Genomic DNA, 23,455 nt, shown 5'->3' with positions numbered 1-23,455 from the left:
TAACGACTGCGCTTTTTTATGCTCTTAATTGTTTTTCATTTGCAGGTATCCAGGCTTTTGAAAAGGACAATTCAATATCTGCAGGCTTTAACCGTTTAAAGAACGATCCCTTTAGCAGATCTTCTGTTCCTTTCGTCTCCACCATTACCAATGGAAGCTGATGGCGGCTTGCAAGCGCTACAGGATCTATAGAACCATTTAATGAAAGAATCAGACTTTGTCCTTTTTCCAGCTGTTTCGTCACATCTTCATATACCTTTTCTGAATCGCCGTCTGAGATCACATCCATCCGATCTAGCCATTGCCCGACAAAAGGCAGGCGAAATGCTTTTGGCTTGGCAATAAAGCCGGCCGGTTCCTCAATATATCCAGCAATTAAGGCCAGTTCCGTCACATGTAAACGGGGATGCACATACAAAACAGGACCGTGCGGTATTTGCTCAGGCTGATGGATCGTCACAACTGAACCGGTAATGCCGATACAGCCTTCCAAAAACGCCTTTGGCTGCTCATAAACAAGCGTCATCTGTTTTTTGTATGAAAGACGAGGGTCAAGCATCCTTTGATTAAATAATTGTTTCATATGTTTCAACAGCATATATACAATATAAACGACTAGCAAACTGTAGCGGAACAATTAAAATCCTCCTGATTCAGAAGAATTCTTTTTTTCATATATCAGAAATTCGTAATCGTAAGGGTTTTTTTCATCCTTGATTCCCTTCTCAGCTGAAACCAGCTTCCAATCGGTCTCATCGAATTCGGGAAAATGTCGGTCGCCCTCAAACTCGTGAAGAATTTTCGTCATATACAGTCTGTCTGCATAAGGAAACAGCGCTGTATATAGCTGAGCCCCTCCGATCACAAAACATTCCTCAGAGTCTGAACATATGTCCAGTACATCCTTTATCGAACTGACAACCGTGCATCCCGGAAATTGTGAAGCCGGCGCTGATGTGACGACGATATTTTTCCGGTTTGGGAGCGGCCGTCCAATCGATTCATATGTTTTCCTGCCCATAATGATTGAATGCCCTGATGTTACTTTTTTAAAATACGCAAGATCATTAGGCAAATGCCACGGCAAATCATTGTCTTTGCCGATCAGCCTGTTGGCATCCATCGCAAAAATGAACGAAATCATACGCTGATCACTCCTTTTATCGGAAAGCCTTCCTGTAACTGAAATCTCATTTGATATCTGAAGGTGCTGATTGTTCCAGCGCCTGTCCGATCTCCCTTTTTTTCACCATGCTCTACGACATGTCTGCATAACTCCATATATTGTTTCATTTTTTTCATCCTTTAAAAGTAATCTTCTAGTAGTGTAACACAATAAAAAATCATTTCTGAACCCAGAAATGATTTTTTATTGTCACCTAATGAGTGGCTTTTCATCTTGTTCTTTTTCTTCATCTTGCAGATCCTGATGTGTATGGGCAATTCTGCTCGCCGCCGCTGCCGCAAGTGCTGCCACAATATCATCCAAAAAGGTATGAATCCCGTCCGGACTTTCATCAAGTTCCTTAATAATACCAACTTTCTCTTTATCCAAATAACCGAAGTTAGTTAAGCCAATCGATCCGTACACATTGACGATTGAAAGAGGGATAATTTCATCTATGCCGTAAAGCGGTTCATCCGTCTCAACAAGATGCTGCAGCGGTTCCGGAAGAAGTTTCTTCTCGGCGAGCTGATCAAGCGCAAGGCCTGTCAAAACAGCGTGAACAATTTCACGTTTGTGCAGCACTTTTTCTACATTCTCCATACATACGCTGAGCGGCAGATTTGGATTGTATTTTTCCTGAAGTTTTTGAACAATCTGCGCAATATCTTCTATCATAACACCGCGTTTGTGCAGCATATCTTTAGTTATATCGACCATTTCATTCATTGTGTACTTTTTCATGTCTAATGGCATCTCCTTTACGCACTCATCCAGTTGGGAGGCGTGTTGCGGTCCCAGTAAATGCTCCCAAGCTCATGATGTGATTGAAATCTATCTTCTGCTGAATGATAGTGAAAATTAAACCAGTAGCCGTCGTGAGGCGGATGGTCTCTGCGCACGTGAAATCTAAGGAGGTCTTCTCCAGTCTTCCGATTGTAAACGTTGAATATTTTTTCCGTTTTGCCCCCTGAAGGCGTGCTCGAGATCACTACATCTTGATATGCCTCATTATCTTGCAATGTCGCTAAATAATTACTTATTACATTTTCAATTTGCGGCAGAATCTCTTTCCGATAGTCATCCTCAATGACAGTAGAGATTTTGCTGCCGAATTTCAAAAAAGACTGATCCTCAGCACTGTCAAGGAGCTCTTCCTTGTACAATTGAAAAAGCAGTTCAGGGTCTTGCCTGTCTTCCGATGTATCATCATCGTACAGCTCATGCTCATCATAAAAAGCGGTGTAATCACTCTGCTCAAGACTGCTCGGCTGTCCGGAGGGCTTGTCTGCCATAAGAGCAGCCGGAGGAGATACGAGCCCGAATGTTACGATGGTAAATAAAACCACAAGAGTCTTTCTCATCCACAATTTCATGACTGCTTATTCCTCTCTGTATTATTTTCACTTTTCTCTTATTTTAGCACACCCTAAACATGCAAGTCATGTAAGATATGAAACTGATATGTAAATTAGGAGATTCGGTACTTTGCACTTCTTGTAAAAACGCTTACAATTTTTTGTGAAAGGAGGCTTTCTGCATGATTGACGCTTTATTTGCCACAGTTTCACTCTTAACATTGTTATACTTTGTCGTCATGGAAGTCACCGACTGACAGAAAGCCCGTGAATTCAATCACGGGCTTCGATGACACCATAATGAAAAAGCGCTGTTTTTCTTTTCATGACGTTAAAGCCAAACTGTTCAAACCTCGGGCTTTTCCAATGGTCTTTCAGCACAACTCTTTTTCTGGCAGCGCGCACCGCTTCTTTAATACACTCTTCATGTAAAACTGAATCTTCTGCCAAATCCCGTAAAGGTGCGATGCCGTCAGATGTCTCTACAGGCTCATGAAACATCGGATCAAAATAAACCACGTCAACCGAGTTGTCAGGAAGCTGCTTAATGTATTTAAATGAATCTCCATGCTTCACTTGGATTCTTCTCATTGCAGCCTGAAGCTCTTCTATCTTCGTTTCCCATGAAAGCAGTCCCAACTTCACCAACGCGGAGACAAGACTGCTTTTTTCAATCCCGATCACTGAACCTGTTTCGCCTACTGCCATACTTGCAATAATGGCATCTGAGCCCAGCCCGAGTGTGCAATCTAAAAACGTATCTCCCTCCGATAAACCAGCTGCCTGAAGCAACGGCTCCCGCTCGCCCCGTATGAAGCGTTTGGCTCTGAACATTGCTGTATTCGGGTGAAAAAAGAATTTGGCACCTTGTGTCGTATAAAGTTCAAATCTCTCTTTGCCGACCACAAGCAAATCGTGTTCAGCTAACTTCAGCAGATTTTCAACCGTTTGTTTATTTCGGCTGCAATATGGCATATGCAGCTCTTTTGAAAGCTGCTTTGCGGTTTTTATGGTGTGTTCAGACGGTCTATAGCTTGTTGTTATCATCTTTTGTACTCCCAAAAAGAAAATGCCCGGAAAACGGGCATTTAGCAGTGTGCATCAAAGGCAGCAGTCAAATTTTTCTTGATTTCTTCCATATCGTGTCCTTCAATTTCGTGACGCGGAATGAAATGCACGACTTCTTTTCCTTTCAAAAGAGCCATAGACGGTGAAGAAGGCTCCTGGCCGGTAAAATATTCACGCATTTTTGCAGTGGCTTCTTTATCTTGGCCCGCAAATACCGTCACCGTATTGTCAGGTGTTTTGTCATGCTGGAGAACTGCCTGTGTTGCCGCAGGACGTGCAAGGCCAGCCGCACAGCCGCACACAGAGTTAACGACGACAAGAGTTGTGCCCTCTGCCTTCTCCATAAAGTTTTCTACTTCTTCCGCTGTTGCTAATTCATCAAAACCTGCTCCCGTCAGCTCGCGGCGCATCGGCACAACAAGCTGGCGCATGTATTCTTCATAAGCCATTGACATAAAAAAAAGCCCCCTCTAGTATCCTTCATATGAAGTAAAGGATACTATAGAGAGGACTCGATTTCAAATGTTCACACCTTAAAATAGAAGAAAGTGTTCCCCGCTGCCTAGATTTTCATAATACCTCCGGTGTTGGCGCTTGTCACAAGTTTAGAATAACGTGCCAAGTAGCCAGTTTTCACTTTCGGTTCAAAACCTTTCCAGTTGGTTTTCCGCTTTTCCCACTCTTCCTCCGGCACTTGCACATCCAAAATACGTTTTTCAATATCAACAATGATATGGTCTCCATCTTCAACAAAGGCAAGCGGTCCTCCCTCAGCGGCCTCTGGTGATACGTGGCCGATTGAGAGTCCTCGGGAGGCCCCGGAAAAACGACCGTCCGTGATCAGAGCTACTTTTGGCCCAAGCCCCATTCCAACGATTTGAGACGTAGGCGCCAGCATTTCCGGCATGCCAGGTCCGCCTTTTGGTCCTTCGTATCGGATGATGACAACATCGCCTTCTTTGACTTTCCGGTTGATAATACCGTCAAGCGCCTCATCCTGAGAATCAAATACAACAGCCGGCCCTTCGTGTCTCGTGATTCCGTTTTGTACGCCGCCTGTTTTAATGATAGCGCCGTCCGGAGCCAGATTACCGAACAAAACAGCGAGACCGCCTTTTTCAGTGAATGGCTGATCCAGCGGATGGATGACGTCATAATCCTTCACTTCATGTCCGGCAATGGTTTCTCCAAGTGTTTCCCCTGTAACAGTCAGGGCATCTAAATGAAGTGCTCCTTCTTTCTTGGAAAGTTCATTCAGAGCCGCTGACACGCCGCCCGCTTCATGAAGGTCTTCAATAAACACATCTGAAGCAGGTGCCAGCTTAGCCAAATGCGGCACGCGCTCAGCAACTTCGTTGATGCGTTCTAAAGAGTATTCCACACCGGCTTCATTTGCAAGAGCTAGCGTATGAAGAACGGTATTTGTTGAACCTCCGAGCGCCATATCGAGTGCAAATGCGTTATCAATCGCCTTTTCAGTAACAATATCACGCGGTTTGATATCCTTGCGAATGGTTTCCATCAATTGTACAGCCGATTTTCTGACAAACTCTTTGCGTTCTGGCGATGCCGCGAGAATGGTTCCATTGCCCGGTAAGGCAAGTCCAAGTGCTTCGGAGAGACAGTTCATTGAGTTTGCCGTAAACATGCCGGAGCAAGACCCGCACGTTGGGCATCCAAACTGCTCAAGCTCTTGAAGTTCATTTTCGTTAATTTTTCCGGCTTGGTAAGCGCCTACCCCTTCGAATACTGAAGAAAGGGAGATTTTTCGCCCGTCACTAGTTCTTCCTGCCGCCATCGGTCCGCCGCTGACAAAAATCGTCGGAATGTTGATTCGCATTGCAGCCATAAGCATTCCCGGCGTAATTTTGTCACAGTTCGGAATACAGACCATTCCGTCAAACCAATGTGCGGATACGACCGTTTCCACAGAGTCAGCGATGATTTCACGGCTCGGCAGCGAATATCTCATACCGATATGCCCCATTGCGATGCCATCATCTACTCCGATGGTATTAAATTCAAATGGCACACCGCCGGCTTCTCTGATTGCTTCTTTTACGATTTTCCCAAACTCCTGCAAGTGAACATGACCGGGAACGATATCAATGTATGAATTACAAACCGCAATAAACGGCTTGCCGAAATCCTCTTCTTTTACACCTGCTGCACGAAGCAAACTGCGATGCGGAGCTCTATCAATTCCTTGTGTGATCATGTTACTGCGTAATTCTGCCATGGTGATCCCCCTATATTCTTTCAATTGTTAGATTGGATTTTATTTTAAAAATTTTCAGTTTATTTCGGGCTGATTTTGCAATAGATGAAATACAGGGCCGCCCTCGCCTTAGTTGTTTTCTTCATGTTTTTATATTTATATAGCTTTCTGTCGATGTGAACCCTCCAACTATTAATATTGTTACTTACTATAAATAGTTTTCGGGTATTTTTCAACAATATTCGCAATAATTTTTATAAAAAATCAATTCACATAAAAAAGACGCATCATCTGCGCCTTTTTCTTTTTATTATTCGCCTTTTTTTCTGCTCTCTGTCATTTGTTTCCAAACCGAACCTTTTGCTTCTTCTCCATGCTCAATACGTTCAAGCGCCATTTTCACCTGAAGGCTGACCTCAAATTCGGTGTCATCTTCGGCAGCTCGCAATGCTTCAATTGCACTTTCATCGCCGACTTCGTATAGAAACATAGCCGCACGCCAGCGAACAAGCTTGCTGGAATCGCTTAACGACTTGATCATAGCGGGGATGGCTTGCGGATCACCTATATCAGACAGGCAGTCTCCGGCCGTTCTTCTGACTGAGACAGCTTTATCTTCAAGCGCTTTATACAATAAAGGAAGAACATCAGGTGTTTCAATCATTCCTATATACACAACAGCCTGCCTTCTGATGGATACTTTCGGATCATCCAACGCCTTCTGTAAAACCGGGATATCCTCTTCTTTCGGATCCATCTGTTCGAGGTGTGCATAACGCTTTTTCCAGTCTTCTTCATCAAGCATGTCAAGCGTTACTTTATAGGCTTTGCGCTGTACAGCTTGTTTTGCTTCTCCCGTTCCTTCAGCAACAGCTTCTGCCAGCCGTTTCAGCCGTTCATCACTGTAAGCAGCCTGAAGCTCTTCTGTCACGTCATGACCGATTTCATTAAAATCGCCGAATCTGACACCTTGCTCCTTCCAGGCCCGCTCAAACACAACGTTTGACGATTCAGACCTGAGTTTTAAGATCGCCTGCTGAAAGCGTTCAGGTAAGCCGAAGCGCTCTTCCCGCTCCCCATCCGTCAATTTGACCTGCATAGGAATGCCGCTGAACATCTGCACAAAAACTTTCACCTCTCCAAAAGATTCTTGCTCAGAGCGGTTTTCTTCTTTGCTTTCAGCGCTTTCCATCCCAAATGCAGTGCGGACTTGCGGTAAAATGTCTTTCCAGTCGTATCTCGCATTCCGTTCAACAGCAAGAAAATCAGCGACATGGTATACCCCTTTAACACCTTCTATTTTAAGGATTTCCGCTATAACTGGCGGTGCGCCTTCTGCTTCATCCTGTTTATAGTTATTGCTTTTGCCTGCCGGAAGCTCTTCTGTCAGGATGACCTTCATCGTATTCGGGCTTGGCGTAGGTTCAATTGATTTTATCTTCATGATCGTCCTCCTATAGCATATCTGTGACTTATTCTATCATAGTCGCTCCAAGCCTTCTATTACGACGTTTTGGCATCTATTCCAGGTGCATCTTTTTCTAATTGGCCGATAAACTGCACCATAAAATCATGTCTTTCTTCTGTCAGGTCCCGTGCAGTTTCTGTATTCATCATATCTTTCAATCGAAGCAGCTTATGAAAAAAATGAGCATAGGCGCTTTGATCATCACCGTAAAGACCGTGTCCTTTTACCCCAGCAAACATAAAAGCTCTGGCAATACCTACAGCACCGATCGCATCAAGCCTGTCAGCGTCCTGCACAACCTTTCCTTCAATCGAGAGCGGCTCGCCATCAAGCTTTTTTCTGTCCCGAAAAGACATCCTTGTGATGATGTGAATCACTCTGTCAGCAGCCTCTCTTTCGATTCCGAAAAAAACGAGCTGATTATATACTTCACCTAGAGAAAGCCTGACCGTCTCAGGGAGTTTGTCATCAATCACATCATGAACCAACGCTGCTGTTTCACAATGAGCAAATCCGGCTCTCTTTTTCTCCAATATACACAGCAAGTTCTGCCACTCTTAATACATGATGCCAATCATGCCCAGCGCTCTCACCCGTTAGGACAGATTGAACCCATGACCTGATTTGCTCTTTGTGCTTACATCCCTTCATAAAATCACCCTTTTATCGCCCTAATTGTTTTATGATCACGTCTTCCAGTTCTTTCGGATTTGTATTTGGAGAATAGCGGCCAACAACCACTCCGTTTCTGTCCACGATAAACTTCGTGAAATTCCACTTGATCGCCTTAGTTCCAAGCATCCCTTTCGCATGCTCTGTCAAATACACAAACAGGGGATGGGCGTTTTTTCCATTCACTTCTACTTTCGAGAACATAGGAAACGTAACACCGTAATTTGTTTCACAGAAATTCTGTATGTCTGTCTCGTCGCCAGGCTCTTGGTTCATAAATTGATTACAGGGAAACCCTAAGATCTCTAAGCCTTCCTGCTGATATGTATCATATAACTCCTGAAGCTGCTTAAGCTGAGGAGTAAAACCGCATTTACTCGCTGTATTCACGATCATTAACACTTTACCGGCAAAAGGCTGAAGTGTCATGTCCTTCCCTGTAATTGTACGTACCTTCATCTCATATATCGACATATAAGTCCCTCCTATGTCCCCCTGCTGATGATTATTTTACCTTTTTTATATTTCAATTCAAAATGCATGTGACCCCCAGCTCTTCATGAGGCTCATTTTTTATCTCTTTTCTTTCTATAAAACGCTCCAATCCCCTTCTGTAATCCCGATGGAAAATTATTTTACGGTGAAACCAAAAGGCGTATCTATGCGTTTTATTTAAAGAGTTTTCTGTTGTTTCTCCCCTTAACACATATAGATAGATTGAAAATTGGCGTAAAAATTCCTATAATGAAGAAAATCAGACGGGGAAATGATGGGGGTGGCACGTTGCCTATAAATATACCAACACACCTGCCGGCAAAACAGGTGCTTGAGAGTGAGCATATATTTGTAATGGATGAAAGCAGAGCATTTCATCAGGATATCCGGCCGCAAAAAATTATCATATTGAATTTGATGCCGAAAAAAATCCAAACAGAGACTCAGCTTCTCAGATTGCTTGGAAATTCGCCTTTACAAGTTCATTTTACATTTTTAATCCCAAGCACACACACGCCGAAAAACACTGCAAGAGAACACCTGGACGAATTTTACACGACTTTTTCCAATATCCGTCACAAGAAGTTTGATGGCATGATTATCACTGGTGCGCCGATCGAGCATTTGGCGTTTGAAGATGTTTCTTATTGGGAAGAGCTCAAAGAGATTATGGAGTGGAGCAAAACAAATGTTACTTCAACCTTGCATATTTGCTGGGGAGCTCAAGCAGGTTTGTATTATCATTACGGAGTGGAAAAAATTCAAATGCCGAATAAGGTCTTCGGCGTGTTCGAACATACAGTTCTTTCAAAACATGAAAGATTGGTAAGAGGTTTTGACGAGCTATACTACGTGCCGCATTCCCGGCATACAGATATAAATATGGAACAGCTTCAAGCAGTGCCTGATTTACATATTCTATCCGCATCAGAGGAAGCTGGGGTTTGCTTAATTGTGTCAAAAGACGAAAAACAAGTATTTTTAACAGGGCACCCCGAATATGATACAAATACGCTTCTTCAAGAGTATGAAAGAGATTTGGAACGAAACCTTTCTACTGTCGAGGCGCCTAAGCACTATTTTGCAAAAGAAAGCAAAGAGCCAGTGAATCGCTGGAAAGCGCATGCGACATTATTGTTTATGAACTGGCTGAATTATTACGTTTACCAAGAAACTCCTTATGAATGGGACTAATTTTTTTTATAGTGATACGCTGAGCAAAAAATATGATAAAATACATCTGATTCAGTCTGCCTATAACAAAAATTTAACATACTGGGATCCAAATCTTTTAAAACTAGCTTAATTTTTTACTGCATTACTAATTTGATTATGTATTTGTGTTATGTTTATGTATAGACATTAACTCCTTACGATGCATGAAGCTTGCTTGTTGTTGATTACATTGAGGTGAATTTACTTGAATACCAATAAAAGAATATTAATTTTGACTGCAAATTACGGAAATGGACATATGCAGGTAGCCAAAACGCTTTATGAGCAATGTGTACGGCTCGGCTTTCAGCATGTTACAGTTTCTAATTTGTACCAAGAGTCAAATCCGATTGTTTCAGAGGTAACTCAATACCTTTATTTAAAAAGCTTCTCAATCGGGAAACAGTTTTATCGTTTGTTTTATTACGGAGTTGACAAAATCTATAATAAACGCAAATTCAATATTTATTTCAAAATGGGAAATAAACGATTGGGCGAGCTTGTTGATAAACATCAGCCCGATATTATTATTAATACATTTCCGATGATCGTCGTGCCGGAATACAGACGCCGAACAGGGAGAGTCATTCCTACCTTTAACGTTATGACTGATTTTTGCCTTCACAAAATCTGGGTTCACGAAAACGTGGATAAATATTATGTGGCAACAGATTATGTAAAGGAAAAACTGTTGGAGATCGGCACTCATCCAAGCAACGTAAAAATTACCGGAATTCCTATCAGGCCCCAATTTGAAGAATCCATGCCGGTGGAACCGATATATAAAAAGTACAATCTTACACCGAACAAAAAAGTGCTTTTGATCATGGCAGGTGCCCACGGTGTATTAAAAAACGTAAAAGAGCTGTGTGAAAACCTTGTTAAAGATGATCATGTGCAAGTGGTTGTTGTGTGCGGAAAAAACACGGCTTTGAAAGAATCTTTAAGTGTGCTTGAATCAGAAAACAGTGACAAATTAAAAGTTCTCGGCTATGTGGAGCGCATTGATGAGCTGTTTCGAATCACAGATTGCATGATTACAAAACCCGGAGGCATTACTTTGACAGAAGCAACTGCCATCGGTGTGCCCGTCATTCTGTACAAACCCGTGCCTGGCCAGGAAAAAGAAAATGCAAACTTCTTTGAGGATCGAGGAGCTGCGATCGTCGTGAATCGTCATGAAGAGATTCTCGAGTCAGTCACTTCCCTTCTTGCAGATGAAGATACTTTACGTCGCATGAAGAAAAACATTAAGGCTCTTCACTTAACCAACTCTTCCGAAGTGATTTTAGAGGATATTCTGAAGGAATCTGAAATGATGACAGATAAACAAAAAGCCAAAGCATTATCTTAATCAATATTCTGGAGAGCATACGAAAATCGTGTGCTCTTTTTTTATTTATATTCATCCATTAATAATAACGGTTACACTTCTTTTTCGAAATGTGCCTTCTTTTGAAAAATAAGCAGTTTCACAACTTGACGCATGTTTTCATATGGTGTATAGTTGAACCATCATTTAACAATAAATCACCGTTAAATGATGACAAAAATTTTTTTTAGCACTCATGTGCTACAGTACTAGGAGGAATTAAGCAATATGCAAAACGGTAAAGTAAAATGGTTCAACAACGAAAAAGGATTCGGCTTCATTGAAGTTGAAGGCGGAGACGATGTATTTGTTCACTTCACAGCTATCGAAGGAGACGGATACAAATCATTAGAAGAAGGACAAGAAGTTTCTTTTGAAATTGTCGAAGGTAATCGTGGACCTCAAGCTTCTAATGTTGTAAAACTCTAAACTCAATACATGATGATGAGATGACAAATATAGGAGAGGCAAATGCCTCTCCTATTTGATTTTCATCTGGATTTCAATCGCCAAAATATTTTGTTTGCACCTCTGCTCAATGTCTTCAATATGTTTTTCCATTGACGGCTTCCCTTTTTTCGCGATATCCGCCAGTTCTTCTAAATCATTGTATATTTCTACAAACGTTTTGTGAAGGATCGACTTCAAGTCTTTATCATCCATATAACTGCGTTCCCCTTCTCTGCCAAGATACCTCAAATAGTAAAACAGTCCTATTTTTTGTGGTTCAATAGTTATATCGGCTTATTTTTATTTTATTTTCTATTTTGGTGCATAAATTTCAAAAAATCTCTGCAAAATAAGTGCGGAGGTGTTTTTTATGACTTCAGAATTTCATAATGAGGATCAAATTGGCTTTACTGATAAACGGCAGCTAGAACTGGCGGTGGAAACAGCGCAGAAAACGACAGGAGCTGCGACGCGAGGGCGAAGCACAACATTAGTTGATGCCGCATACCAAGCCATTGAGGATGCAAGAGAACTATCGCAATCTGAAGAGCTGACAGCTCTGGATGATTCTGAATTTGTACAACAGCAGCAACAGCTTCTGGATGACAGTCAGCATCAGCTTGATGAGTTCAAACAATAAAAAACCGCAGCTTCTGCGGTTTTTTTGTTTAGTGATTGGTTAAAACATCGCCGTAGGCTCTCAGCTTTTCACCAACCGTACATTTATTAATACAAAATGAATGCGCATAGGTTTTGCCAAATTCTTTGCGGAACTGCTTCTTGATAAAACAGTCCTTGCAATATTCATCGTGCAATTCTGTCAGTTCTTTAAAGATCATTTTCTTATCCAATATCGTCATCTCCGTTACGGTCTAATGTCGTGTGGCTTTCCACGAATTGATGGGATAGAATTTTTTTAGCGAGTCCATCAGCTTCCTGGTTGTTTTTCCGCTGTATGGTTTCGTAGGTTGGAGTAAGCTTCAGCGATTCAAGGAGTGCTTCTATTTTGTCCAGCCATTCATTATGAGACGGGTCATAGCAAGGCCAGCTGCCATCAAGCTGATTCAGCACAACAAGCGAGTCCCCTTTGATCGTAATTGAATTTCTGCTTGCCCCAAGCTCTCTTACTTCCCTTATCGCTTCATAAAGCGCCGCGTATTCAGCTTCATTATTGGTTTTCAGCCGGAAACTTTTATTTTTTCGCAAACGATGCCGGATTCCTCCTAATGAATAATAAATGACAATTCCGAGTCCGGCCAGCTCGCTCTCCTTATCGAAGCTGCCGTCAAAATAAACAGTAATGTCATCAGGCTCATGAGCAAGCTCCTCTGTCAACTTTTCCAATTCCTTCAGCGACCAGCTGCCGCCTTTTTCATCTTCAAATTCGAGTTCTTTCATGTATGGAAAACGGCCAAGTTCTCTCGCAAGCATACGGGCCTGCTGTGCTGTCAGCCAGTCTTCTCCCAAAAACGAGACAGATCCCGTTCCTTTTGCTTCTATTTTCATATGCGGTTTGAGCTTCATTGATATCACCTTACCATTCATTTCATTAGTTGCAGGGCTTGTGCTATAATCAAACCAATCTTATCCCGGAAAGGAAGCTTCTTTATTTTGTTTAACAACTTGTTTTGGATCGTTTTTGCGATCATTAATTTTATCATTGTTCTCTTGTTTTATAAAGGATTTGGCAAAATGGGACTGTTTGTTTGGATTGGTTTTGCCACAGTCTGTGCCAACCTTCAAGTGGTCAAAACAGTAGAACTGTTTGGCTTAACAGCAACACTCGGAAATGTGATGTACGGCACAATCTTTTTTGCGACAGATGTGCTGAATGAAAAATACGGACCGGCTGAAGCCAGAAAAGCGGTATGGCTCGGATTCTCAACCCTTCTGACACTGACAGCAGTCATGCAGGGCGTGCTCCTTTTTGAACCGGCCTCCAGCGACATGTCACAAACCGCGCTGGAAACGATTTTCGGCTTCCTTCCACGCGTCGCGTTAGGAAGTCTGCTTGCCTTTATCTTCAGCCAAACACTGGATGTTTATGTATATTCGGCAATCAGAAGGATATTTCCTTCCGATCGGCTTTTATGGCTCAGAAACGGCGGCAGTACAGCAGTCAGCCAGCTGTTGGATACATTTATTTTTACAAGCGTCGCTTTTCTCGGCATTTATCCGCCAAACATTTGGCTTCATATCTTTATTTCAACATATTTGATTAAGTTTGCGGTATCTTTGATTTCATTGCCATATGCCTATACAGCCAAAAAAATGATACCGAATGATGAAAGGAGTTCATAATGCTTGCTGAAATATATGTAGACGGCGCAAGCGCTGGTAATCCCGGGCCTTCCGGTATCGGCATTTTCATTAAACATGAAGGAAAAGCAGAATCTTTCTCTATTCCAGTCGGAATACATACAAACCAGGAAGCTGAATTTCTTGCATTAATTGAAGGAATGAAGCTATGTGCAAAGCGCGGGTATCAATCTGTTTCCTTTCGAACTGATTCAGATATCGTGGAGCGTGCAGCTGAGTTTGAAATGGTTAAAAATAAATTGTTTCAACCATATGTGGAGGAGATCATCCGATTAAAAGCAGGCTTCCCTCTTTTTTTCATCAAATGGATACCAAGCAAGCAAAACCAAAAAGCCGATCTGCTCGCAAAAAACGCGATTTGGATGAATGATAAGAATTAAATCTGGATCATTGGTCATCCTAGTGATGAGGTGACTGACATGAAAAAGAAAAATAAAGGCCGGCTGACCGGCGGTGCAACTCCACAGGGCGACCTGGATGGTAATACACATAATGACCCTAAAACCGAGCTTGAGGAAAGAGCCAAAAAAAGCAATACAAAACGCTAGAGAAGATCTATACGATCTCTCTAGCGTTCAATTTTTCAAGCATACGTTCAATTCCTTTGATTTGATGGCGCCGAAGCATGGCAGCCGCCTGCTCCATTTGCAGAGTAAACAAAGCATCATTCAAGGTGCAGACCAGCGGCACAGAGCAGTGAATTTCCGCAAGCTTCCTCGACATCTCCAAATCGCTCAAACCTTGCTGAATTTTCCCCTGCTGTCCCTTCGGAAGAAGCGAAAGATTTTCTAATAACCGGTCAATCGTTTCGTATTCACGAATCAGTTTATAGGCTGTTTTTTCGCCAATCCCTCTGACGCCAGGATAGTTATCACTGGAATCACCCATAAGCGCTTTAATATCAATTAAGGCCTTCGGCAGGATGCCTGTTTCTTCATAAAAAGCCTCTTTTGTATAAACTTTATAATTTCCAATTCCTTTTTGGAGCAAGGCCACGCTCACTTCATCTGTTAACAGCTGAAGCAAATCTCTGTCTCCCGTTACAATCGTGATGTCAGCTTCATTAGCAAACAAAGCGGCAAGTGTTCCGATGCAATCATCCGCTTCATACCTGGCAAATCCAATGTTTATAATACCAAGCTCTGCGGCCGCTTCCTTAGCCAACTCAAACTGCGGGATCAGTTCTTCTGGGGGTGCACTGCGGTTCGCCTTATAATCTTGGAACAGATCATTTCGATACGTTTTGCTTCCCATGTCCCAACAGCAGATGACGTGTGTCGGCTGGAATGTTTCAACTGATGTGATCAAATGCTTTAAAAAACCATTGACACCGTTCGTCGGCACTCCGCTGTCATTTATCATAAAGTTGCGATGCACAGCCGTTGCAAAAAAAGCTCGGAATAAAAGAGCCATGCCGTCAACCAGCAATAGTTTATTTTGATTCATAAATTAACTCCCTTTTCTTTCATTCCTTCTATTTTACCATAAAGCAGCGCAAAATAAAAAACAGCATCTCTCCAATAAGAGATGCTGTTCGACGACAAATCAGTCGCTATGTCTTTTGTTGCTGGCGATCAGCTTTTCAGCTTCGCGTCCTGCGTAAGAGTCAAAATGGGTTTGAAACCCATTTTTCTTTTTGGCATTGTTATTGGCCTGTGCATTTCTGTTTCCCAGCTTTGTTCTGCCCAACATGAATCCCCCCTTACGTCGGATACATATAGTATATGCTTCCCGCAAGAGATTCACTCGCGACAGGATCATCCAGCTTATAGGCTGCCTGCGTATTCTCTGACCATTTCTTTTGACACAAGGCGTCTTGTCGGGACAATGCCTTTTTTGGCGAGCTGATTCATTTGCTCGGTTATTTCATTAATGGCATCTGTCGTAAAAGGCTCATCGTTTTTGCATTTTGAAATCGCTTCTTCAATGGCCATTTCACGCATGTTTTCAAGTCGTACAAATGCTTTGATATGCTCATGCTGTTTTGATGAATGTGCTGAAATTGCTTTATGTACCTCTGACATGAATCGCTCATCTCGCTTTTTTCTATTTAGTCTATCATGACTTGTCAGACACGCCAACTGAATTTTACATTTTTATTGAATGATCTGATCTTTGCCAGGAGATACATGCTCGGTATGCCTTTTCAATCTCCTTCGCCTGTTCCCCCTGCTCATATCCCCTTACATATGTCTCTTTTTGATCCTTTATTTGTTTCATTGCGTTTTCAGCCATCTCTTCCTGCAAGCGGCTGAGATGATCTGTGTAATGAGAAAGGAGGCTTTCCTCTTCATTTTTCACCCAATTCTCTGTGATTTTATTGAGTTTCGTCCGCACAGCTTCGATAAAGGCTGCTTTTCCTTTCTGTTCAAAAAAGTGCTTTGGTGATTTAATCCCTTTTTGTTCCTGCTCAAAGGCATGTGCAGCTATTTCAGGTGCAACTTCCTTCAGTTGAATGCCTTTCGAATGCTGATCATTTGTATAAATGGAAAAATAACCGTCCTCGTTTAATGTTTTTTGAAAGCTTACCAGCCACTCTTCGGCAAGATGCCGTTCAATGAAACCGCTCATGCGGACGTCAAGCGTTTTGATTTCCTGAACATATTCAAACTGATATTCTTGTAAGGCGGCGGCCATCGCCTTACCGACATTGTTTCTCCAATCCCCATTCTGAAGCCCGGGATGAAATGCTGATTTTAATAAATCATTCGCAAAAAAGGATAATCGCTGTGTAATGTGATAAAGCTGTTCTTTTGTATCTTTTTTCACTTTCTCAATGATGGTTTTTGAGTTCTGTCGTTTTTCGATCTCTGCAGCAGCTCGCTCATATGACAAAGTTAAGCGCTGTTTCTGCTCTTCCTTTTCCTCCTTGGACTGAAGCTGAGATTGACGGAGCTGGAAAACAGTTTCGCATAGTTTGTCTGCTTCCGAACTGAGCTGTGCAGCTGACGCTTTTTTTACATCCACTTCGATAAAGCGTTCTAAGTGATTTCTTACTTTCTGAAACTGATTATAAAATGATTCCGTTTTTCCCAGCAGTTCCTCCTTACTTGATACGGTAAAGAGCTGCGGTTTGTGAATCCCTTCTTTTGCAAGCTCTGCGCTGACATAATCAGTCACTGTTTCGAGCTCTGTTTTATCTTTTGCAAGATCTGCTGCATTAATGATGAAAATCATCTTATCTGTGCTGAGCGATTCTTTTACAAGCCCAAGCTTCCGCAAAAATGAACGGTCTCCTTTCGAAAAGGAGTGCTGATAATAGGTCATATAAAAAAATGCATCAGCATCTTTTATATATTGGAACGCCAGCTCTGTATGCCGTTTGTTCATGCTGCTTGCGCCTGGCGTATCAACGATTGTAATTCCTTTTTCAGTGAGCGGGCATGTATAATAGACCGTCACCTCTTTTACAGCGCAGGCTGTTGCCTCCTCCGCCACATACGGCTTTAATTCAGACAGCGGTATCGTTAATTTCTTTTGTTCCTGTATATATTGCTGATACTTTTCATGTGCGAGCAGGAAGTTGTCGATCAATTTGATATGTTCTTTTTGAAGCCTGCTTTTTTTGACGGCCTTTTCCCACTTTTCGGTGAAAGAGCGGCCTGCGGGTTCTTCTTGTATCCCGGTAAGCTGCATAATGTCTGCCGTTAAATCAGCTTCCGACTTAAACACGACATCAGCTGTTTTATTTAGATGCACTTCGGTTGGTTTTGTGATTTTGTTAATGGTGGCTGTGGTTGGCGTTGGAGAAGACGGCAGTACCTTTTCACCAACAAGTGCATTGGCAAATGACGATTTTCCCGAGCTGAAGCCCCCAAAAAGCGCAAGTGTAAAATTCCGGTCCTCAAGTCTTTTAATCCTTTCCTGAAATGCTGCCGTTTGCTTCGATAACACGCTGTATTCTCCTAAAAGATCAGACAACATGTGAAAGCGTTTGATTTGGTCTTGAAGCCGGTACCCCTGCCCCGTTTTGATTTCTGATTTTTGCATCGGCTGCAGCGTTTTCTGGTCTTGATTTTGTTTCTGCTCTGGAGCTGGCACTGTTTTTTTCTTCGTTTTAAACCAGTCCATGTCTACCTGCTTTGGATTTCCTGGCTTCGTTTCCCACATGGCCCACATGCGATCGGCTTTTTCACGTGCATTATGTTCTAATTGGGCCTGTTCTTGCAGGAGGGCAAGTTTTTCCGATTCCTGAATCAGCCGATCATTAATCATTTGCATGTCTTTGAAAACACGCTCTTTTACCATCTCAGCCAGCGGCTTTATGATGTCTGCCGCTTTTCTTTTCGCTTCTTTGCGGATAAGCTCTGCCAAGTCTTTTGTATATTGCAATACATATTCAGAGGAAAAAGCTGCCCCCTGCTTGACCGCACGTTCAATGATGTCAATTTCAAGCGGAGTGGAATAGGCCTGTATGCGCTGTTCACTTTCAGCGGTATGAACATGGAATGCCTTCGCAAGGTCATGGAGCGTGTCTATCATATGCCAATCCGCTTCAGCCTCTGTCCGTTTTGTCACATCAGAGAAAAAAACATTCCTTCTTCTCTCTCTTTCCTGTGCAGTTTTCGCTTTCGAAAAGAATAAACCTGTTTTAAAAGAAGGCTCTCTTGATTCTAGGTATGCAGCTGCCAGCTCACGCATTTCAAAAGGTGTCAGATTGGCGTTTTTTAAGATGAGATTGATTTCTTCTTTCATCCTGTTTTCTGCACTAGTCGTTTGTTTTGCCGTCTCAGCCAATTGATCACGCAGCGATTGGACCAGTGCCATTTGTGTATCAAGCTGTTCAGCAAAGCTTGGACCGTCTGTTTCGTTTTTCAAAAGCATTTCCGTATGTTCCTTCAGCAGATTGTGGACTTTTTGTTCGGTTAAAGTCTGCAAATTGTTTTTTGATTGCCGCTCTATTCTTTTTAATTCTTTTCGCAGAAGCCGAATCTGATTGAACGGATGGTTTGGTTCTGTCACTGACGTAAAATAGAGCGCTTCCTTCGAAATGCCTTCATTGCAAAGCATCTCCTCTACCTGCACTTTATAGTCTTCAAAGCGAGTCTCCGTCTCGTCATGGCGGTCAATTTGATTTACGATAAAATACACATTGGGAATACTTTCTTTTATCGATCTGAGAAACTTCACATTTTCCTCAGCGTGCACATGATTATAATGAACGACGTAAAACAACGCATCTGCCTGATGGAGAATGGACGCGGCCGACAGAAAATGAGCGTTGTCAGTAGAATCAATCCCAGGGGTGTCAATATACGCTACCCCAGAATCGATCTCAGTATACCGGTCAAAAATTTCAACGCTTTCAATTTGTTCGCCGTCTTTGCAATATTGCTGCACCTTTTCCTTCTGGTAAGATCCCTCCAGCTCAGCATACGCCCCGTCTGTTGTATGAAGCCGAACTCGCTTTTCACCGTTTCTGATCACAACAGTGTTAGCGCTTGTCGGAATCGGACTTGTCGGCAAAATCTCCTCCATTAGCAGGCAGTTCAGCAGTGACGACTTCCCTGCTGAATAATGCCCGGTAAACGCGATATAAATTTCCTCATCAGCTGCTTTTTTCATAACTGCTGCCAGTTTAGCCGCCCTTTGGTCGTCTTGATTCTCAATGAGGTGCTTGTAAAGTTCTCCTGTTTTGTGCAAAAGCTGTTTTCTGTTATGTTTTGTCATCAATCTGAACCCCTTTGCGCCGTATCAATTGTGAACCTTTTTTGAAAGATCTGAATATAACCCTTTTTCTCATTTTACACAAGAATGAGCCAAATTTCTTTAAGAGAATAGAAAAAAGCCGCCATTACGGCAGCTTCTGCAAAAATCTGAAAACTTAAATGATTCTTAGATTCATGAAACCGATTTATTAGAGATTCCTTTTAATACAAATCCAATTAACACACTATATGTACAGACCGCCCCAAACAAAAACAGCATTGTCATTTGCTTCACCATCCTGATTGAGAATCTTTTTCATGTTCATTTTAACATGGATGAGAATGATTTTCAATCTCTATTTTATACCGTATTCCTCTAAAGCTTTGTCTTCTGTACGAATTCTCACTGTTAACATTGCGGCATTTAAAATGGAAAACAGACACATCGTAACGTACGCTTGATACAGCAGCGGAATCAATACAATTTCTAAGATGACCACGGTATAGTTAGGGTGCTTCATCCATTTATAAGGGCCTTTTTTCACAAGCTCCGCACCTGGAACGACGAGGATTTTCGTATTCCAATATGACCCTAAGGAACAAAGCGCCCAATAACGTACTGCCTGAACGGTTGCGATAGCAACCGCGATAGCGATCCACCAGCTTGACGGCTGTTTGTTCATCAGCAGCACTTCCGCCATTAATGACAGGAAAAAAAGGATGTGCATGATGATCATATATGGGTAATGGCTCTCCCCGAATTCCATTGCCCCTTGTTGCTTTACCTTTTGTTCATTTTGTCTGGCTACTGCCATTTCAGCTGCTCTTTGCGCAATGAGAATAGCAATTAACAACCAAAACATAAATCAAGCCCCCTTCTCCCAGCTGAATAACAGCAGCTCTGATGAAAACCCAGGTCCTAATGCGCCAATCAGCCCCCGTTCAGCTTCCTTTTTATGTCCGTTTAACAGATGGTCTTTGATGACATACAATATTGTGGCTGAAGACATATTTCCATGTTGTTGCAATATGTATTGAGCTGATGAAAGCTTTTCTGGCGTCAGCTCCAGACTTTGAATGTATGCGTCGATTACTTTTTTTCCGCCTGGATGTGCCAAAAAAACACTGATATCACGACATGTCAGCCAATGTTTTGCCAAAAACTCTTGTACATTTGTTTTGAGCCATTTTTCCACCAAATCCGGAATATCTCTAGAAAAAATGACTTTGAACCCCCGATCGGTAAAATCCCAGCCCATTACATCTTCTGATTGTTTCATCAAAACAGACTGGGAATCTATTACCTTCGGGGCAAGCTTCAATTTCGACACCCTGCGGTCCGCTTTTCCTCCGCATAATAAAGCTGCGGCAATACCATCACCGAAAAGTGAGGTGCCAATCAGATTGCTTTTCGTTTTGTCTTCCGGCTGGAATGTCAGGCTGCACAGCTCAGCAGCAATGACAAGCACGAAAGCCTCGGGATACGCTTTGCAGTATTCTGCTGCGCGCGCGAGTCCGCTGGCTCCGCCTGCACAGCCCAGCCCCCAAATTGGAATCCGTTTTGTATATGGAGAAAACGGCAGTTCATTCATGAGACGCGCCTCAATGCTCGGTGTGGAAAGACCCGTGCTGGAGACGAAAAACACAGCATCTACTTTCTCATAAGGAATGGCATCTTCAATAAATGCAGGATGAGAGAGACACTCGCGAACAGCTTCTTTGCTGTGTTTTAGCGTTTCTTCTATGTATATTTGATTTTTTTCTTCAAAGCTGTGACCCTCTTTATACCATTCAATCGGCTTGACAAATTGTCTTGATTGGATTTGCCCATTTTTAAAGGAGGTTAACAGCCTGTCAATATCCTTAAAAGAATGCTGAAACATATAGCGGGCAAACTCAATCGCTTTTTCTTGATTTACATCGTTCATGGGGAGACTTGTTCCGATAGATAAAATAAACGCCATGCAATCACCTCTTTGCATACATTGTGCCGCAACCATCTTTTTTATATACAAAAAAACTCCGCCGCGGCGGAGTTTAGACTGCTGTTTTTTGCTCAATGGCATCAGCGTTTCGTTCTGTTTTTTCAGCTCTAGAAAATACGTTATATACGATATTCAAGATGACAGCAGTAATGCTGCCAGCGACAATACCGTTTGTTGTAAGGAGCGTTAAGGCACTAGGAAGCTGCTTGAAAATATCCGGTACAACTGTCACACCGAGGCCCAGACCGACTGAACAGGCAACAATCAGCAGATTTTCCTGTTTTGCAAAGTCAATGCGGCTAAGCATTTTGATTCCGTAAGCGATCACCATTCCAAACATCGCCACCATCGCACCGCCCAAAACAGCAGATGGAATAATGGTCGTAAAAGCAGCGATCTTTGGAAACAGCCCAAATGCCATTAAGATGATACCCGTGACCACAATAACGGCATTTTTTTTGATTCCTGTCAGCTGTACGAGCCCGACATTTTGAGAGAATGCAGTGTATGGAAAAGCGTTAAATATACCGCCCAAAAGCACAGCCAGTCCTTCAGCGCGATAGCCTTTAGACAAATCTTTCTCTGTCAGACGGCGGTTCGTCAGGTCACCTAAGGCAAAGTAAACACCCGTTGATTCTACAAGGCTGACAATGGCAACGATGGACATCGTGATAATAGGTGCTGCGTGAAAAGACGGCATGCCGAAGTAAAACGGCTGAATCATTTGTACAGCTGCAGCATCCGAAACGTTATCAAACTGAACTTTTCCCATAAAATAAGCGATGAATGTCCCGATTAAAATACCGATTAAAATGGAGATGGATTTGATAAAACCTTTTGAGAAACGATATAGAAGCACAATGATACTCAATACGACAAAGGCGAGAACAAGATTGGAAAGCTCTCCGAAATCAGCACTTCCTTCACCGCCGGCCATGTTATTCATCGCTACCGGCATAAGGGTAATACCGATAATCGTAACAACTGAGCCTGTCACGACCGGCGGAAAAAACGATGCTAGCTTTCCAAAGAAAAACGAAATCAGAATAACGAGAATACCTGACGCGATGATGCTTCCGTAAACCGCTGAAACCCCGTACTCAGCTCCTATCGCAATAATCGGCGATACTGCTGTAAATGTACAGCCAAGCACTACCGGAAGCCCGATCCCGAAAAATCGGTTGCTCAACACTTGCAGAAGTGTAGCCACACCGCACATAAAAATATCAATCGACACTAAGTAGGTCAGCTGTTCGACAGTCAGTCCCATCGCTTTTCCGACAATCAGAGGAACGACAATGGCACCGGCGTACATGGCGAGCACATGCTGTATACCTAAAGACAGCGTTTTGCCGAATCCGTTTTTCATGAATGAACCTCCTGTACGAAGGATACTTTTCCTTCTGCTAAAGATTGAATTCTTGCCAAAGATTCCACCCGATAACCAAGGTTTATCAGTTCTTCTCTTCCAGGCTGAAATGACTTTTCAATGACAATGCCAAGTCCTGCAATAGAAGCCCCCGCTTGTTTCACAATCGAAACGAGCCCATGCGCCGCTTGTCCATTTGCCAAAAAATCATCGATAATCAGCACATGATCCTGATCCGACAGATGGGTTCCTGAGACTGCGATTTGACTTTCGGTCTGCTTTGTAAAGGAATAAACAGATGCTGTCAGCAAGTTGTCGGTGAGTGTTAATGATTTATGTTTTCTCGCAAAGACAACAGGCACTCCCAGCTTCAAACCCGTCATCACAGCAGGAGCGATTCCGGACGATTCGATTGTCACAATTTTGGTAATGTTATCTTTTGCAAACCTGGCCGCAAGTTCGTCTCCGATTTTCTGCATAAGCAGCGGATCAATTTGGTGATTTAAAAACGAATCCACTTTCAATACTTGATCGGATAATACGAAGCCTTCTTCCTCAATTTTCCGTTTTAATGCTTCCATCCTGCCTTACCTCCATTATGAGAATAAAAAAAGCATTGCCCGCTCAAATAAAGAGCAAGCAATGCTGATAGA

28 protein-coding genes and 2 pseudogenes are annotated in these 23,455 nt (G+C 42.6%); 7 read left to right on the top strand and 23 right to left on the bottom strand.

Annotated features, from left to right (window positions below; translation table 11 throughout):
* Positions 1 to 16: 16 nt before the first annotated feature.
* The 11 genes and pseudogenes from AAGG74_RS03985 to AAGG74_RS03935 all read right to left on the bottom strand — a co-directional run bounded on the left by AAGG74_RS03985 (position 17) and on the right by AAGG74_RS03935 (position 8,423).
* Positions 17 to 637 (bottom strand): lysophospholipid acyltransferase family protein, encoded by a 621-nt coding sequence (locus AAGG74_RS03985; protein WP_429674582.1) that lies wholly within the window; start codon positions 635 to 637, stop codon positions 17 to 19.
* Positions 638 to 1,144, bottom strand: coding sequence for a dihydrofolate reductase DfrA (gene dfrA / locus AAGG74_RS03980; RefSeq protein WP_429674581.1), 507 nt, complete (start codon positions 1,142 to 1,144; stop codon positions 638 to 640).
* 17 nt (positions 1,145 to 1,161) lie between these two features.
* Positions 1,162 to 1,293: pseudogene (locus tag AAGG74_RS03975) on the bottom strand (thymidylate synthase); the annotation flags it as partial.
* An 82-nt stretch (positions 1,294 to 1,375) separates the two neighbouring features.
* Entirely contained in the window at positions 1,376 to 1,909 is a 534-nt protein-coding gene (locus AAGG74_RS03970) for a phosphatidylglycerophosphatase A family protein (RefSeq protein WP_429674580.1), read from the bottom strand.
* 17 nt (positions 1,910 to 1,926) lie between these two features.
* Positions 1,927 to 2,541: a YpjP family protein gene (locus AAGG74_RS03965; RefSeq protein ID WP_429674579.1), complete on the bottom strand. Its 615-nt coding sequence runs from the start codon at positions 2,539 to 2,541 to the stop codon at positions 1,927 to 1,929.
* A gap of 255 nt (positions 2,542 to 2,796) precedes the next feature.
* Positions 2,797 to 3,570, bottom strand: a complete 774-nt coding sequence (locus AAGG74_RS03960; RefSeq protein ID WP_162102688.1) for a class I SAM-dependent methyltransferase — start codon at positions 3,568 to 3,570, stop codon at positions 2,797 to 2,799.
* A gap of 41 nt (positions 3,571 to 3,611) precedes the next feature.
* On the bottom strand, positions 3,612 to 4,046 hold the full coding sequence (brxA, locus tag AAGG74_RS03955; RefSeq protein ID WP_162102687.1) for a bacilliredoxin BrxA: 435 nt from the start codon (positions 4,044 to 4,046) through the stop codon (positions 3,612 to 3,614).
* 107 nt (positions 4,047 to 4,153) lie between these two features.
* Positions 4,154 to 5,830 carry a dihydroxy-acid dehydratase gene (gene ilvD / locus AAGG74_RS03950; protein ID WP_429674578.1) on the bottom strand — a complete coding sequence of 559 codons (1,677 nt, stop codon included), beginning with the start codon at positions 5,828 to 5,830 and terminating at the stop codon, positions 4,154 to 4,156.
* Between the two features lie 289 nt (positions 5,831 to 6,119).
* On the bottom strand, positions 6,120 to 7,253 hold the full coding sequence (locus tag AAGG74_RS03945) for a conserved virulence factor C family protein (RefSeq protein WP_429674577.1): 1,134 nt from the start codon (positions 7,251 to 7,253) through the stop codon (positions 6,120 to 6,122).
* Between the two features lie 59 nt (positions 7,254 to 7,312).
* Positions 7,313 to 7,928 (bottom strand): annotated as a pseudogene (locus AAGG74_RS03940) (HD domain-containing protein).
* 12 nt (positions 7,929 to 7,940) lie between these two features.
* Positions 7,941 to 8,423: a glutathione peroxidase gene (locus tag AAGG74_RS03935; protein WP_429674576.1), complete on the bottom strand. Its 483-nt coding sequence runs from the start codon at positions 8,421 to 8,423 to the stop codon at positions 7,941 to 7,943.
* A gap of 309 nt (positions 8,424 to 8,732) precedes the next feature.
* On the opposite strand from AAGG74_RS03935, the gene metA reads away from it, so the two are divergent.
* The 3 genes from metA (at position 8,733) to cspD (ending at position 11,460) form a co-directional block, all read left to right on the top strand.
* Complete coding sequence (gene metA / locus AAGG74_RS03930) at positions 8,733 to 9,638, top strand: homoserine O-acetyltransferase MetA (protein WP_162102682.1); 906 nt, start codon at positions 8,733 to 8,735, stop codon at positions 9,636 to 9,638.
* A gap of 226 nt (positions 9,639 to 9,864) precedes the next feature.
* Positions 9,865 to 11,013 carry a diglucosyl diacylglycerol synthase gene (locus tag AAGG74_RS03925; protein WP_162102681.1) on the top strand — a complete coding sequence of 383 codons (1,149 nt, stop codon included), beginning with the start codon at positions 9,865 to 9,867 and terminating at the stop codon, positions 11,011 to 11,013.
* Between the two features lie 246 nt (positions 11,014 to 11,259).
* Entirely contained in the window at positions 11,260 to 11,460 is a 201-nt protein-coding gene (cspD, locus tag AAGG74_RS03920; RefSeq protein WP_003230776.1) for a cold-shock protein CspD, read from the top strand.
* Positions 11,461 to 11,511: 51 nt separating this feature from the next.
* On the opposite strand, the gene degR is transcribed toward cspD, so the two are convergent.
* The gene (gene degR, locus AAGG74_RS03915) at positions 11,512 to 11,694 is read right to left on the bottom strand and encodes a transcriptional regulator DegR (RefSeq protein WP_162102680.1); all 183 of its coding nucleotides are present in this window, start codon (positions 11,692 to 11,694) and stop codon (positions 11,512 to 11,514) included.
* A gap of 157 nt (positions 11,695 to 11,851) precedes the next feature.
* On the opposite strand from degR, the gene AAGG74_RS03910 reads away from it, so the two are divergent.
* Positions 11,852 to 12,121 carry a DUF2564 family protein gene (locus AAGG74_RS03910; RefSeq protein WP_162102679.1) on the top strand — a complete coding sequence of 90 codons (270 nt, stop codon included), beginning with the start codon at positions 11,852 to 11,854 and terminating at the stop codon, positions 12,119 to 12,121.
* Positions 12,122 to 12,149: 28 nt separating this feature from the next.
* On the opposite strand, the gene AAGG74_RS03905 is transcribed toward AAGG74_RS03910, so the two are convergent.
* Together AAGG74_RS03905 and AAGG74_RS03900 are read right to left on the bottom strand one after the other, a co-directional pair.
* Entirely contained in the window at positions 12,150 to 12,332 is a 183-nt protein-coding gene (locus AAGG74_RS03905) for a zinc-finger domain-containing protein (protein ID WP_162102678.1), read from the bottom strand.
* Positions 12,325 to 13,005, bottom strand: coding sequence for a ribonuclease H family protein (locus AAGG74_RS03900; protein WP_162102677.1), 681 nt, complete (start codon positions 13,003 to 13,005; stop codon positions 12,325 to 12,327). Before AAGG74_RS03900 ends, AAGG74_RS03905 begins: the two co-directional genes overlap by 8 nt.
* Before the next feature lie 87 nt (positions 13,006 to 13,092).
* Between AAGG74_RS03900 and AAGG74_RS03895 the strand changes: the two genes are divergently transcribed.
* Genes AAGG74_RS03895 through sspL form a run of 3 tightly spaced genes read left to right on the top strand, consistent with a single transcriptional unit; the run spans position 13,093 to position 14,348 of the window.
* Positions 13,093 to 13,782 carry a queuosine precursor transporter gene (locus AAGG74_RS03895; RefSeq protein WP_162102676.1) on the top strand — a complete coding sequence of 230 codons (690 nt, stop codon included), beginning with the start codon at positions 13,093 to 13,095 and terminating at the stop codon, positions 13,780 to 13,782.
* Positions 13,782 to 14,180, top strand: coding sequence for a reverse transcriptase-like protein (locus AAGG74_RS03890; protein ID WP_162102675.1), 399 nt, complete (start codon positions 13,782 to 13,784; stop codon positions 14,178 to 14,180). Before AAGG74_RS03895 ends, AAGG74_RS03890 begins: the two co-directional genes overlap by 1 nt.
* A 39-nt stretch (positions 14,181 to 14,219) precedes the next feature.
* The gene (gene sspL, locus AAGG74_RS03885; RefSeq protein WP_162102674.1) at positions 14,220 to 14,348 is read left to right on the top strand and encodes a small, acid-soluble spore protein L; all 129 of its coding nucleotides are present in this window, start codon (positions 14,220 to 14,222) and stop codon (positions 14,346 to 14,348) included.
* A 7-nt stretch (positions 14,349 to 14,355) separates the two neighbouring features.
* On the opposite strand, the gene exnP is transcribed toward sspL, so the two are convergent.
* From exnP to xpt, 9 genes are all read right to left on the bottom strand, one after another.
* On the bottom strand, positions 14,356 to 15,246 hold the full coding sequence (exnP, locus tag AAGG74_RS03880) for a 5'-3' exonuclease ExnP (protein WP_429674575.1): 891 nt from the start codon (positions 15,244 to 15,246) through the stop codon (positions 14,356 to 14,358).
* Between the two features lie 99 nt (positions 15,247 to 15,345).
* The gene (locus AAGG74_RS03875; RefSeq protein WP_072557089.1) at positions 15,346 to 15,492 is read right to left on the bottom strand and encodes a hypothetical protein; all 147 of its coding nucleotides are present in this window, start codon (positions 15,490 to 15,492) and stop codon (positions 15,346 to 15,348) included.
* A gap of 74 nt (positions 15,493 to 15,566) precedes the next feature.
* Positions 15,567 to 15,824, bottom strand: coding sequence for a YpbS family protein (locus AAGG74_RS03870; protein ID WP_162102672.1), 258 nt, complete (start codon positions 15,822 to 15,824; stop codon positions 15,567 to 15,569).
* 64 nt (positions 15,825 to 15,888) lie between these two features.
* Positions 15,889 to 19,470, bottom strand: a complete 3,582-nt coding sequence (gene dynA / locus AAGG74_RS03865) for a dynamin GTPase (protein ID WP_429674574.1) — start codon at positions 19,468 to 19,470, stop codon at positions 15,889 to 15,891.
* Between the two features lie 171 nt (positions 19,471 to 19,641).
* Positions 19,642 to 19,734: a Fur-regulated basic protein FbpC gene (gene fbpC, locus AAGG74_RS03860; protein ID WP_162102670.1), complete on the bottom strand. Its 93-nt coding sequence runs from the start codon at positions 19,732 to 19,734 to the stop codon at positions 19,642 to 19,644.
* Between the two features lie 70 nt (positions 19,735 to 19,804).
* Positions 19,805 to 20,311, bottom strand: a complete 507-nt coding sequence (locus AAGG74_RS03855) for an isoprenylcysteine carboxyl methyltransferase family protein (RefSeq protein ID WP_429674573.1) — start codon at positions 20,309 to 20,311, stop codon at positions 19,805 to 19,807.
* 3 nt (positions 20,312 to 20,314) lie between these two features.
* The gene (locus tag AAGG74_RS03850; protein WP_238391403.1) at positions 20,315 to 21,412 is read right to left on the bottom strand and encodes a type III polyketide synthase; all 1,098 of its coding nucleotides are present in this window, start codon (positions 21,410 to 21,412) and stop codon (positions 20,315 to 20,317) included.
* Positions 21,413 to 21,485: 73 nt separating this feature from the next.
* Complete coding sequence (gene pbuX / locus AAGG74_RS03845; RefSeq protein WP_429674572.1) at positions 21,486 to 22,802, bottom strand: xanthine permease PbuX; 1,317 nt, start codon at positions 22,800 to 22,802, stop codon at positions 21,486 to 21,488.
* The gene (xpt, locus tag AAGG74_RS03840) at positions 22,799 to 23,383 is read right to left on the bottom strand and encodes a xanthine phosphoribosyltransferase (RefSeq protein WP_429674571.1); all 585 of its coding nucleotides are present in this window, start codon (positions 23,381 to 23,383) and stop codon (positions 22,799 to 22,801) included. The genes pbuX and xpt overlap by 4 nt, the downstream gene beginning before the upstream one ends.
* Positions 23,384 to 23,455 lie beyond the last annotated feature (72 nt).

The organism is Bacillus mexicanus, from assembly GCF_050445615.1.
In the GTDB taxonomy this organism is placed as follows: Bacteria; Bacillota; Bacilli; order Bacillales; family Bacillaceae; genus Bacillus; species Bacillus mexicanus.
This window is presented reverse-complemented; position numbering and strand designations above follow the sequence as displayed.